Here is a 12,038-nt window from a genome sequence, read left to right as displayed (position 1 = left end):
TGGGCCGCCTCACAGGCGGTCCAGCAGGGCCGCGGCGATGGCGCGGGCGTGCTGGACACGGCCGCCGTCGCCCTCCAGGCCGGCGCGCGCCATCGCGCCCTCCAGGAGGAAGGCGAGGTGCTCGGCCAGCGCCCGTGCCTCGGCCGGGCGTTCGGGCAGCAACTCCTCCAGATGGCCGGCGATCAGCCGCTCGACCTCCTCCTTGTGGGCGCGCACCACGAGCCGGGCTTCGTCTCCGGCCGGAAGTTCGGCGGCCGCGTTGAGCAGTCCGCAGCCACGGAAACCGTGCTCGTAGGCGAACGCCGCGTGGTCGGCGTAGGCGTCGAACACGGCCAGCACGCCGTCCCGCGGCCCCGGGGCCGATGCCAGCCGCGCCCGGTACAGGCCGAGCCACTCCTCGTGTCGGGCGTCGAGGTAGGCCCTGACCAGGTCGGCTTTGGAGGAGAAGTTGTTGTAGAGGCTCATCTTCGCCACGCCGGCCTCGGCGGTGATCGTGTCGATGCCGGTCGCCGCCACGCCGTCGGCGTAGAAGCGGCGAGCCGCGGCGGCCAGCAGCCGTTCCCGTGCCGGACGCCGGCGCCCGCGCTCCGTCTTGTTCGCGCCGATCTCGCTCATGGCCCTCCATATTAGGTAGGTAGGTCTACCTAGTATACGGATCCCTCCGCGCGGGAACGGGTGGCCGTCCGACGGCGCGAGGCTGGGCGCGACAGGACATTCGCGCCGCCGGACGGAGTTTTCGGGGTGGGGTGGGACGGGTCCGAGGTGGGGGCAGGGACCGCGGCGGGGTGCGACGGAGCCGGGAGCGGGCTTCCCTCAGGTCGAGAAGCAGGCCCCGTTCCTTCACCACCGCACTGGCTCGCACGCCGCCGCGGTCCTCGCCCTGCCCGCGCCCCCCTTCCGGCGTCACCCCTCATCCGGGTCGCACGGTAGGGCCGCGGGCCGCGCGTACGAGGTCGTGACGGTGTGTCAGGATCCGTACGCGAGACTGGTGTCCGGTCGCCGACGAGGTCGTGCGCACCGGTCGACAACAGTTTCTAAAAGGGTTTCCGGGCGACGCCGCCACCTGGGCGCGACAGGACAGATGTCAGCGACGGCGCCGCCCGGAAGTCTCAGAGCCGCGCGCCCGACAGGCGCTCGACGGCTCGCAGCAGGGCCGAGTGGTCCAGTCCGCCGTCGCCCTGCGCGCGCAGGCTCGCGACCAGCTGGGCGACCATCGCGCCCACCGGCAGGGCCGCTCCGACGTTGCGGGCGGCGTCCGTGACGATGCCCATGTCCTTGTGGTGCAGATCGATCCGGAAGCCCGGCTTGAAGTCGCGGGTGAGGAAGTTGTCCTTCTTGCGGGCCAGGACGGTCGAGCCGGCGAGCCCGCCGCCGAGCACGTCCAGCGCCGCCTTCAGGTCCACGCCCGACTTCTCCAGGAAGACCACGGCCTCGGCGCACGCCTGGATGTTCACGGCGACGATCAGCTGGTTGGCGGCCTTGACGGTCTGCCCCGAGCCGTGCGGACCGCACAGCACGATGGTCCTGCCGAGCGCCTCGAAGACGGGCTCCGCCTCGTCGAAGTCGCTCTGCTCGCCGCCCACCATGATGGAGAGCACGGCCTCGACGGCACCGGCCTCACCGCCGGACACGGGGGCGTCGAGCACCCGGATGCCCTTGTCCCTCGCCGCCCGCGCCAGGTCGATCGAGGTCTGCGGGGTGATCGAGGACATGTCGATCAGCAGCGCCCCGGTCCGCGCGTTCTCCAGGATGCCGTCGGGGCCGTAGGCGATGGCCTCCACCTGGGGTGAGGCCGGCACCATCGTGATCACGACGTCGGCGTCGCGCACGGCCTCGGCGATGGACCCCGCGGCGCTGCCTCCGGCGGCGGCCAGCCGGTCCAGCTTGTCCTGCTCCAGGGTGAAGCCGGTGACGTCGTAACCCGCCTTGACGAGGTTCTCGGACATGGGCGAGCCCATGATGCCGAGGCCTATCCAGGCGATCTTGGGCAGTGCGGGAAGTGCGTTGCTCATCGGGGGTGCCTCTCGGTACGGGGGGATCAGCGGGGCAGCCAGTCGAAGGCCTCGGCGCTCGGGCGGTCGCCCGGCTTGTACTCGAGGCCGACCCAGCCGTCGTATCCGGCCTTGCGCAGCCGGTCGAGGAGGTCCTCGAGGGGCAGCGAGCCGGTGCCCGGCGCGCCACGGCCCGGATTGTCGGCGATCTGCACGTGGCCGGTCCTCGACGCATAGCGCTCGATCACCGACGGCAGGTCCTCGCCGTTCATCGACAGGTGGTAGAGGTCCATCAGGAACTTCGCGTTGCCGAGTCCCGTGGCGTCGTTGACCCTGTCGACGACGCCGATCGCGGCCGGCGCGCTGACCAGCGGGTAGCGGGGTGACTCGGGCCGGTTCAACGCCTCGATCAGCAGGATCGCGCCGATCCGGTGCGCGGCCCGGGCCGCGAGGACCAGGTTCTCCAGCGCGAGCGCGTCCTGTTCGGCCGGGTCGACGCCGTCGAGGCGGTTGCCGTAGAGCGCGTTGAGCGCACCGCAGCCCAGGGACTGCGCGAAGTCGGCGGCCACGTCCACGTTGGCGCGGAACCGCTCCGACTCCTCGCCGGGCAGCGACAGGGCGCCACGGTCGGGGCCCGGAAGCCGTCCGGCGTAGAAGTTGAGGCCGGTGAGCCGTACGCCCGCGTCCTCGATCGCGTTCTTCAGCGCGTCGAGTTCGGACGCTGCGGGGGTGGGTGAGTCGATCCAGGGCCACCACAGCTCGACCGCGGTGAAGCCCGCCGCGGCGGCGGCCGCGGGGCGCTCCAGGAGCGGGAGTTCCGTGAAGAGGATCGACAGGTTGACGTTGAAGCGCCGGTCTTCGAATCCCATAGGGGTTCCGCGCTCCCTTCCGTGTCGAGTGTTTCCGTATTGCGGAAGTTGTTTTCTGCTTATTGGAAGATTGCCGTTCGGTCGGGCGGCTTGTCAAGGGGATGAGGGGGCGTCGGAGCCCCGTCCCGGTGGAATCCCGACTCCCGGGTGATCGTCCGCCAGGTCCGTTAAGGTCGGGGTCCGGGCGCCGACGATCCGGTCCCGTCGAGAGAGGTGTGGGGCGCGATGCGACTGAAAGTGGAGTTCACCACCGAGCCCTTCGACCTCGACGAGGCGCCCGCGCACGCGCTGGTCGCCCGTGCGGTGATCGAGGCGGCCGACCTGGACGCGGTGGACGTCGGGCCGTTCGGCAACACCGTCGAGGGGGCCGCCGACGCCGTGCTCGCCGCCGTGGACGCCCTGCTGCGCAAGTCCCTCGGCGCGGGCGCCACCCGGGTCTCGCTCCAGGTCAACGTCCTCGATGACGCGGACGCCGACGCCGACGCCCTCGGGGAGGGCGCGTGAGCACCTCCGGCGACGAGGCCTTCATCGCGGCCGTGAAGCCGCTGGTCGACGCGATGGGCGGGGAGATGATCCCGCCGGACGAGGCCGGCACCGACGATGTCGTCCTGGCCTGGGAGGGTGTCGACGCCGTCGCGGTGCGGCTGCCCCAGCTCGCCGACTCCCTCGACCACATCCTCGCCGCCATGGAGCGCAGGAAGGGCAGACCGCTCGCCGACCTGGACCGCAAGGCCAAGCAGGAGGTCGTCCGGATACTCGAGGCGCGTGGCGCCTTCTCCGTACGGCACGGCGTGGAGACCGTGGCGAGCGCGCTCGGGGTGAGCCGCTTCACCGTCTACAACTATCTCAACCGGGAGAAAGGCGCCTGAGCGGTCCGTCGGGGGAGGACTTTCCCGGGCCGCAAGAGGGCCGCAAGGGGCTGCCGCGGGGCCGCAAGGGGCCGCAGAGAAGCCGTACGGGTGTCGCAGGGGGCCGCCGGGTTTCGTTACCCGGAATTTTCAACAAAGTGTTGACGTGGTGTCGCGGACAGGCGTTAGCTGGCCGCAGTCCGCTCAAGCACGACGGCCGTTCCGCGGCCACGGAGGCTCCCGTGACTTCGACCGCCCCACCCCCGGGTCTGGCCCGGTTCAACGACCTCGAGGAGCCCGCGGCCCGCGCCGCGCTCCACGAGGCGTGTGCCTCCACGGCGTGGGCCGGCCGACTGCTCGCGGCCCGCCCCTACGCCACCGTCGCCGAGCTGTACGCCGTCAGTGACGCCGCCATGGCCGGCCTGACCGCCACGGACCTGGCGGAGGCGATGGCGGGGCACCCGCCGATCGGCCGCCCCGAGCCCGGCGACCCGACCTCGGCCCGCGAACAGCGCGGCATGGCCGGCGCCTCCGGGGAGCTCAAGGCCGAAATGCTCGAACTGAACCTGGCCTACCAGGAGAAGTTCGGCCATGTCTTCCTGATCTGCGCCACCGGTCGCACCGGCGAGCAGATGCGGGACGCGGTGAAGGAGCGGATCGGCAACGCGCCGGAGCGGGAACGGGAGATCGTCCGCGTCGAACTGGGCAAGATCAACCGTACCCGCCTCGCCCGACTCGTCGAAGAGGACTGACGCACCCCATGAGCACCAGCAGCACCGCATCGGTGTCCACCCACATCCTGGACACCTCCGTCGGCCGCCCCGCCGCCGGTGTCGCCGTCCACCTCTCCGCCCGCTCGGGCCGGGGTGCCGGGCACGGGCAGGAGGGGGACTGGCGTGCCCTCGGCGGTTCCGCGACCGACGCGGACGGCCGCTGCAAGGACCTGCCGGCGCTGCCGGAGGGGACCACCCACGTACGGCTCGACTTCGCCGTGGAGGCGTACTTCGAGCGACATGAGAAGAAGCAAGCCGATACGCAGCAGGACGTCCCCGCGAATCGGGACAGCGGTCCCGCACCCGTGTTCTTCCCGGAGGTGGCGATCACCTTCGCCGTCGTGCCCGGCGAGCACTATCACGTACCGCTGCTGCTCAACCCGTTCGGCTACTCCGTTTACCGAGGGAGCTAGCTAGATGACCGCCCATTCCCACCCGGCCCGCCCTGCGTTCCTGGGACAGAACCAGTACGGCAAGGCCGAGAACCGCGTCGTCAGGATCACGCGGGACGGCGCCACCCACCACATCAAGGACCTCAACGTGTCCGTGTCGCTGAGCGGCGACATGGACGAGGTCCACTACTCCGGCTCGAATGCCAACGTCCTGCCGACCGACACCACCAAGAACACGGTGTACGCGTTCGCCAAGGAGTACGGCATCGACTCCGCCGAGCAGTTCGGCATCCACCTCGCCCGCCACTTCGTGACCTCACAGGAACCGATCAGGACCGCGCGGATCCGCATCGAGGAGTACACCTGGGAGCGGATCGAGACGCCCGGCGAGGACGAACACTCCTTCGTCCGCAAGGGCCAGGAGACGCGTCTCGCGCAGATCACCTACGACGGCTCCTCCTGGGAGGTCGTCTCCGGGCTCAAGGACCTGACCGTCATGAACTCGACGAACTCCGAGTTCTGGGGCTACGTCAAGGACAAGTACACGACGCTGCCGGAGGCGCACGACCGCGTCCTGGCGACCGAGGTGTCCAGCCGCTGGCGCTTCAACTGGACCGACGACGCCCAGCAGGCGCCGGCCTGGGAGGAGTCGTACGCCCAGGTCAAGCACCACATGCTGCAGGCCTTCGCGCAGACGTACTCCCTCTCCCTCCAGCAGACCCTGTACGCCATGGGCTCGCGGATCATCGACCACCGCGGCGAGATCGACGAGGTCCGCTTCTCGCTCCCCAACAAGCATCACTTCCTGGTGGACCTGAAGCCGTTCGGGCTGAAGAACGACACCGCCGACGGAGCCGTCTACTACGCCGCCGACCGTCCCTACGGCCTGATCGAGGCCACCGTCCTGCGGGACGGCTGCGAGGCGAGGGTCCCCGTGGACCTCACCAACCTCTGACCCACCCCCTTTTCGGCACCCGTGGCCGGCGAGCCCGCGCCTCACCGGCCACGGCACTCAAACTCCCAGGGTCCTGCCGTGCCCTCTCCACCAGAGTCCACTGAGCGAAAAGGACGACACCATGGCAGCAGACCGGCGCACCGTCATCGAGAACTGTTCGATCGCGACCGTGGACGCGCACGACACCGCGTACGAGAACGGTCACCTCGTCCTCGCCGGCAACCGGATCGAGTCGCTCGGCGCGGGCAGGGCCCCGGACGGCCTGGAGAACGTCGAGCGCCGTATCGACGCCACCGGGCACCTGGTCACCCCGGGCCTGGTCAACACCCATCACCACTTCTACCAGTGGATCACCCGGGGACTGGCCACCGACCACAACCTCTTCGACTGGCTCGTCGCCCTCTACCCCACCTGGGCGCGCATCGACGAGCAGATGGTCCGCGCGGCCGCCCAGGGCTCCCTGGCGATGATGGCCCGCGGCGGCGTCACCACCGCCATGGACCACCACTACGTCTTCCCGAAGGGCTCCGGCGACCTGTCCGGCGCGATCATCGGCGCCGCCCGCGACATGGGCGTCCGCTTCACCCTCGCCCGCGGCTCCATGGACCGCAGCGAGAAGGACGGCGGCCTGCCCCCGGACTTCGCCGTCGAGACCCTGGAGGGCGCGCTCGCCGCCACCGAGGAGACCGTCGGGCAGCACCACGACGACTCCTTCGACGCGATGACCCAGGTCGCCGTCGCGCCCTGTTCGCCCTTCTCCGTCTCCACTGAACTGATGCGCCAGGGAGCCGAGTTGGCCCGCCGGCTCGGCGTGCGTCTGCACACCCACGGCTCGGAGACGGTCGAGGAGGAGAAGTTCTGCCACGAGCTGTTCGGCATGGGTCCCACCGACTACTTCGAGTCCACCGGCTGGCTGGGCGAGGACGTGTGGATGGCGCACTGCGTCCACATGAACGACTCCGACATCGACGCCTTCGCCCGCACGGGCACGGGTGTCGCCCACTGCCCCTCCTCGAACGCCCGGCTGGCGGCGGGCATCGCCCGGGTCCCCGACATGCTGAAGGCCGGCGTCCCGGTCGGCCTCGGCGTCGACGGCACGGCCTCCAACGAATCCGGCGAACTCCACACCGAGCTGCGCAACGCCCTGCTCATCAACCGTCTCGGCGCCCACCGCGAGGCCGCCCTGAACGCCCGTCAGGCGCTGCGCCTGGGCACCTACGGCGGCGCCCAGGTCCTGGGCCGCGCCTCGCAGATCGGCTCCCTGGAGCCGGGCAAGCTGGCCGACCTGGTGCTGTGGAAGCTGGACACCCTCGCCCACGCCTCCATCGCCGACCCGGTGACCGCCCTGGTCTTCGGCGCGGCGGCGCCCGTCACCGCCTCCTTCGTGAACGGCCGTCAGATCGTCGAGCACGGCCGCCTGTTGCACGCCGACGAGGACGCGATCGCCCGCTCGACGCGGGAGGAAGCGCGGCGGCTGGCACGCATCGCCGCACAGAGCTGAACACGCCCACCCGTTGCGGACGGGCCCCTACCCCTGAGGGACCCGTGCACAAGAGGCCCGCACAGAGGAAACCCGCCCGTAAGAGGCGGACCCCGTAAGGGACTTGCCCCGTGGAGACCGCGGTCCCCGCGGGCACCGGACTCCGGTCGAGGGGGACGGCCCTCGACCGGCAGCCGTGGCCGGGGCGCGCGCGGACGCGCGTGCCCCGGAACGGTTTCCCCCAGGCACTTCCAGCAGCGCCGCACCACCTCCCTGACACCCGCGTCAGAGCCGACGTGTACCCGACCGGAGGAGAGCCGCCGTGTCCCCGCATGCAGTCGACCACCCCGTGGACGAAAAACTTCCCGCACTGAGAATGGCGACGAGCGGCCTCCAGCACGTGGCCGCCATGTACGCGGGGGTCGTCGCCCCGCCCCTGATCGTCGGCGCGGCCGCGGGCCTGACCGGCACCGAACTCACCTTCCTCACCGGCGCCTGCCTGTTCACGGCAGGCCTCGCCACCCTCCTCCAGACGCTGGGCGTCTGGAAGATCGGCGCCCGCCTACCGTTCGTCAACGGTGTCACCTTCGCGGGGGTCGCCCCGATGACGGCGATCGTGGCCTCCACCGACGACAGGCGGGACGCCCTGCCCGTCATCTTCGGCGCCGTGATCGTGGCCGGTCTGCTGGGCTTCCTGGCCGCGCCCGTCTTCTGCAAGGCGGTCCGCTTCTTCCCGCCCGTCGTCACGGGGACGGTCATCACCCTGATCGGCGTCTCCCTGCTCCCCGTCGCCTTCGGCTGGGCGCAGGGCCCCGACCCCACGGCATCCGACCACGGTTCGACGACGAACCTGGGCCTCGCGGCGGCGACCCTCCTGATCGTGCTGCTCCTGCGCCGCTTCACGCGCGGCTTCGTCAAGCAGGTCGCCGTGCTGCTCGGTCTGCTGGTCGGCACGCTCGTCGCGATCCCCTTCGGCGTCACGGACTTCGGCCCGGTGGCCGACGCGGGTGTCGTCGGCTTCCCCACCCCCTTCCACTTCGGGGCCCCGCAGTTCCAGCTCGCGGCGATCCTGTCGATGTGCGTGGTGATGGTGGTCTCGATGACCGAATCAACCGCGGACATGCTGGCGTTGGGCGAGATCGTCGAACGTCCGGCGGACGAGCGGACCATCGCGGCGGGCCTGCGCGCCGACACCCTGGGCTCGGCCCTCAGCCCGGTCTTCAACGGCTTCATGTGCAGCGCGTTCGCCCAGAACATCGGGCTGGTCGCGATGACCAGGATCCGCAGCCGCTATGTCGTCGCCACCGGCGGCGGCTTCCTCGTCCTGATGGGCCTGTGCCCGGCGGCCGCCTCGCTCATCGCCGTCGTACCCCGCCCGGTCCTCGGCGGTGCCGGCGTCGTCCTGTTCGGTTCGGTCGCCGCCAGCGGCATCCAGACCCTGGTCCGGGCGGGCCTGGAGAAGGACGACAACGTCATGATCGTGGCCGTGTCCCTGGCGGTCGGGATCATCCCGATCACCGCGCCGGAGTTCTACCACGCCTTCCCGGAGACGGCCAGGATCGTCCTGGACTCCGGAATCTCCACGGGCTGTCTGGCGGCCGTCCTGCTCAACCTGGTCTTCCACCACACCGGCCGGGCGCGGGACGCGGCGGACGTGACCCGTCCGACGGCGGCGGGGGAGGAGCTCACCGGGGCGACCCGGGCCCCGGCCACGCCATGAGGTTCGCGAGCAGCTCGGCCTGTTCGACGGCGTCGTCCCGTGCGTGGTGGGTGTGCGGACGCCTCGGCAGCAGGTGCGCCGGCATCGTCCGCTTCGCCACCGCCCGCAGGGGCGCCCCCGCCTTGGTGGCGTACAGCGTCTTCAGGTCGAGGCAGCCGGAGTGCCCGAAGGGGCTCTCACCGGTGAAGCGGATCAGATACCAGTACAGGAACGTCCAGTCGTACGACGCCGGGTAGCCGCTCATCACCGGCTGGGCGTCCCCGCTCACCTCGCCCACCCAGCGGCCGAACTGCGCCAGCGCCAAGGCGGGTTCGAGACCCTCCTTGGTCAGACGCTCCCGGTCGAGTCCGCTCACGGCCAGCGCCTCCGGGACGAAATCGTCGCTGATCGGCCGCAGTTCACGGTAGAAGGTCTGCCGGGCGGGGTCGGCCGCGGTGAACCCGTCGGCGTCGTGCCGTCCCGCGACCGCCGCGCCCAGGCTCAGCATCGAGTACGGCCCCGGGATCGGACCGTCCGCCTCGACGTCGACGGAGATGTAGAGGCTCGGTTTCACGCGTCGTGCGGACATGGGACCAGAGCATCGCAGGTGGGCGGGGCGCCGCGCATCCGCATTGAGCGGTGGCGGAGCATCCCGGCGTCCGGCGGCGCGCCGCGGCGGGTGCGCGCGCCGGCTCCGGTCGAATGTCCCGGGGGAACACCGGTGATACCCCGCAGGTCGTGAACGCGCACGCCTGCCCGGTACGGGAAGTGCCTGACAGGGTGTCGGGGAAGCGGAGCGTGCAGATCCTCGTCGCGGCGGCGCACGGCCCCATCCGCTTCACGGAGCTGGAGCGCAGCATCGAGGGCATCAGCCGCCGCATGCTGACGCTCACCCTGCGCAACCTGGAGCGCGACGGGCTCGTCACCCGCACGGTGCACCCGACGGTGCCGCCCAAGGTCGAGTACGAACTGACGCCGGTGGCACTGGAGTTGTACGAGACCCTGCGCGTCTGACGAACTGGGCCGAGCGCAACAGGATCTATGTCGCGAGGCCCGGGCGGCCTACGACACCGAGCGGGAAGCGGAACCGGTCTGAGCTAGAACCCGAACAGGCTCGGATCCGCGGCCAGTTCCTTGAAGCAGTCCGTCGGGTCGGAGATCAGCCGGCGCTTCTCCAGGTCCAGCAGCCCGCCGACCGAGGTGAGTTCGGCGCAGACCGTACCGTCCGCCCTGCGGATGATCTGCTGGATGCGGAACGTCTTGCCGCCGGCCCACTCGAAGGCGCAGGTGACGTCGACCTCGTCGCCCGCCAGCAGTTCGCGCCGGTAGCGGATGGTCGTCTCCAGGGCGACCGGGCCGACCCCCTTGGCGCGCAGACCGGCCTGGGTGATGCCCGCGGCCTGGAGCAGTGACCAGCGAGCGTGTTCCGCGTAGTTGATGTACACGCTCTGGTTGAGGTGTCCCTGCACGTCGGTCTCGTAGCCGCGTACGGTGATCCGGACGGAGAACGGCTCGCTCACGGTGTCCCCTTCTCGCTTCTCGATGTCGGTGCCCTGACCGTCGATCTTGGCATGTCCCTCACACTCGGCGCGGGGAAGCCAGCAGATAGCGCGCTCTCGTGCGGGACTCGGTGTGCTCGCCGGCCTGCCAGCCGGCCTTCTCCAGGGTCGCCGCGCAGGCCCGCAGTGTCGCGTCGTCCGGTGCGTGCACGGCGACCGCCTCCGGCTGCGGGGTCGCCCGCACCCGGTAGCCGTCGGTACCCCGGGGCCCGGCGGGACGATGGCCGGCCGCCTCCAGGGCCAGCGCGGCGGCCCGCACGAGGTGCGTGCGCTCCCAGCCGCACGGCCGGTCGGTGGCCCCGTCCGGTCGGGTCATGCGGCGCAGTTCGAGCAGGCCCTGCCAGGCGCTGTGCACCTCGCGGGCCCGGGAGGCGGCGGCCGGCCCGGCGTCCTCCTCGCCGCCGACGCGCGCGGCGAAGACGCCGTTCTCCGCCGGCGGCGGCTCGGGGGCGGCCGCCCGCGGAACGCCTGCCGGAGCGGCTGCCGGAGTGGCCGCCTGTACCCCTGCCGGAGCGGTTCCGGGCGCGGGCTCGGGCGCCGGGGTCTCCTCCCGGATCCGGTGCCCCGCCGGTGTCAGGAAGTGGTCGTGCGGCGGGCGCGGGTGCCGGAAGGCGAGCCCGTGCCGTACCAGCGCCGCCAACTGGGTCTGCGTGCCCCGCAGTCGCCCGGTGACCGGGTCGGCGGCGTCGATGACACGCCGCTGGGCGGCGGTCGGCGGTCGTGTCACGGCGTGCTCCCCTCGAATGCCGGCCCCGACGGGGGGCCTCATCGAAGGCTACGACCCGGGTCTGACATTCCAGGCGGCGATGACCGGCCGTCCGTGTTCCGTGCCGAGCCGGCACAGGGTCCCCGTCGCCAGCTGGAACAGCGCTCCGGCCGATGCCGGCAGCCCCAGCCGGCGGGCGGTCAGCACCCGCAGGAAGTGCCCGTGCGCCACCAGCACCACGCCGTGGCCGGTCTCGGTGTGTGCCGCGTCGATCCGGGCCAGCACCCGGTCGGCCCGCTCGCCGACCTGTTCGGGCGTCTCCCCGGGGCGGTCGGACGGGCCGGGCGCGACCCCGTCCGTGAAGAGGAACCAACCCGGTCGCGTCCGCTGGATGTCGGCCGTGGTGACGCCCTCGTAACCGCCGTAGTCCCACTCCCGCAGACCGGCGTCGACCCGGGCATCGTGCAGTCCGATCAGCTCCGCCGTCTCCCGCGCCCGTTGCGCCGGGCTGACGAACGCGGCCCCGATCCGGTGCGAACGGATCAGCGGCGCCAGCCGTCGTGCCTCGTCCCGGCCGTGCTCGGTCAGCGGGACGTCCGTCGATCCGGTGTGCCGGCCCGAGCGTGACCACGCGGTCTCCCCGTGCCGCACGAGAAACAGGTCGCCCACGCGCGCGTGCCCCTTCCTGCCGTGCCTGTCAGCACCGTGACACAGGACCCGGGCGTGCGCACGTCAGCGTCCGGCGGTGGCGGGGGAGGGCCGGGCC

General features: G+C 71.5%; 14 protein-coding genes and 1 pseudogene. 8 read left to right on the top strand and 7 right to left on the bottom strand.

Translation table 11 applies throughout. The features are described 5' to 3' along the window. Positions 1-9 precede the first annotated feature (9 nt). From OG440_RS07405 to OG440_RS07395, 3 genes are all read right to left on the bottom strand, one after another. Entirely contained in the window at positions 10-615 is a 606-nt protein-coding gene (locus OG440_RS07405) for a TetR/AcrR family transcriptional regulator (RefSeq protein ID WP_406006025.1), read from the bottom strand. A gap of 494 nt (positions 616-1,109) precedes the next feature. Then, entirely contained in the window at positions 1,110-2,012 is a 903-nt protein-coding gene (locus OG440_RS07400; protein WP_406006024.1) for a 2-hydroxy-3-oxopropionate reductase, read from the bottom strand. A gap of 26 nt (positions 2,013-2,038) precedes the next feature. Continuing rightward, the gene (locus OG440_RS07395; protein WP_406006023.1) at positions 2,039-2,860 is read right to left on the bottom strand and encodes a TIM barrel protein; all 822 of its coding nucleotides are present in this window, start codon (positions 2,858-2,860) and stop codon (positions 2,039-2,041) included. 225 nt (positions 2,861-3,085) lie between these two features. Between OG440_RS07395 and OG440_RS07390 the strand changes: the two genes are divergently transcribed. The 7 genes from OG440_RS07390 to OG440_RS07360 all read left to right on the top strand — a co-directional run bounded on the left by OG440_RS07390 (position 3,086) and on the right by OG440_RS07360 (position 9,028). Continuing rightward, complete coding sequence (locus OG440_RS07390; protein ID WP_406006022.1) at positions 3,086-3,364, top strand: thiamine-binding protein; 279 nt, start codon at positions 3,086-3,088, stop codon at positions 3,362-3,364. Further along, on the top strand, positions 3,361-3,729 hold the full coding sequence (locus tag OG440_RS07385; RefSeq protein ID WP_406006021.1) for a helix-turn-helix domain-containing protein: 369 nt from the start codon (positions 3,361-3,363) through the stop codon (positions 3,727-3,729). The genes OG440_RS07390 and OG440_RS07385 overlap by 4 nt, the downstream gene beginning before the upstream one ends. 221 nt (positions 3,730-3,950) lie before the next feature. Then, positions 3,951-4,460 (top strand): 2-oxo-4-hydroxy-4-carboxy-5-ureidoimidazoline decarboxylase, encoded by a 510-nt coding sequence (uraD, locus tag OG440_RS07380; RefSeq protein WP_406006020.1) that lies wholly within the window; start codon positions 3,951-3,953, stop codon positions 4,458-4,460. An 8-nt stretch (positions 4,461-4,468) separates the two neighbouring features. Beyond that, entirely contained in the window at positions 4,469-4,894 is a 426-nt protein-coding gene (gene uraH, locus OG440_RS07375; RefSeq protein ID WP_406006019.1) for a hydroxyisourate hydrolase, read from the top strand. A gap of 4 nt (positions 4,895-4,898) precedes the next feature. Further along, positions 4,899-5,828 (top strand): factor-independent urate hydroxylase, encoded by a 930-nt coding sequence (gene pucL / locus OG440_RS07370; protein ID WP_406006018.1) that lies wholly within the window; start codon positions 4,899-4,901, stop codon positions 5,826-5,828. Positions 5,829-5,949: 121 nt separating this feature from the next. Beyond that, the gene (locus OG440_RS07365; protein ID WP_406006017.1) at positions 5,950-7,329 is read left to right on the top strand and encodes an 8-oxoguanine deaminase; all 1,380 of its coding nucleotides are present in this window, start codon (positions 5,950-5,952) and stop codon (positions 7,327-7,329) included. Between the two features lie 355 nt (positions 7,330-7,684). Continuing rightward, positions 7,685-9,028 carry a nucleobase:cation symporter-2 family protein gene (locus OG440_RS07360; RefSeq protein ID WP_406011289.1) on the top strand — a complete coding sequence of 448 codons (1,344 nt, stop codon included), beginning with the start codon at positions 7,685-7,687 and terminating at the stop codon, positions 9,026-9,028. Here the strand turns inward: OG440_RS07360 and OG440_RS07355 are convergent. Beyond that, positions 8,994-9,596: an exonuclease gene (locus OG440_RS07355; RefSeq protein ID WP_406006016.1), complete on the bottom strand. Its 603-nt coding sequence runs from the start codon at positions 9,594-9,596 to the stop codon at positions 8,994-8,996. The genes OG440_RS07360 and OG440_RS07355 overlap by 35 nt on opposite strands. A gap of 113 nt (positions 9,597-9,709) precedes the next feature. On the opposite strand from OG440_RS07355, the pseudogene OG440_RS07350 reads away from it, so the two are divergent. Further along, positions 9,710-10,103 (top strand): annotated as a pseudogene (locus OG440_RS07350) (winged helix-turn-helix transcriptional regulator). 1 nt (position 10,104) lies between these two features. Here the strand turns inward: OG440_RS07350 and OG440_RS07345 are convergent. From OG440_RS07345 to OG440_RS07335, 3 genes are read right to left on the bottom strand one after another with little or no spacing between them, the layout of a single operon-like run. Beyond that, positions 10,105-10,527, bottom strand: a complete 423-nt coding sequence (locus OG440_RS07345) for an acyl-CoA thioesterase (protein WP_406006015.1) — start codon at positions 10,525-10,527, stop codon at positions 10,105-10,107. Positions 10,528-10,585: 58 nt separating this feature from the next. Next, the gene (locus OG440_RS07340) at positions 10,586-11,293 is read right to left on the bottom strand and encodes a hypothetical protein (protein WP_406006014.1); all 708 of its coding nucleotides are present in this window, start codon (positions 11,291-11,293) and stop codon (positions 10,586-10,588) included. 48 nt (positions 11,294-11,341) lie between these two features. Continuing rightward, a complete protein-coding gene (locus OG440_RS07335; RefSeq protein WP_406006013.1) occupies positions 11,342-11,941 on the bottom strand; it encodes a histidine phosphatase family protein in 600 nt (199 codons plus the stop codon). Positions 11,942-12,038: the final 97 nt, after the last annotated feature.

The organism is Streptomyces sp. NBC_00637, from assembly GCF_045161545.1.
GTDB lineage: Bacteria > Actinomycetota > Actinomycetes > Streptomycetales > Streptomycetaceae > Streptomyces.
The sequence above is the reverse complement of the archived record's forward strand: the minus strand, read 5'-3'. Positions and strand labels throughout refer to the sequence as shown.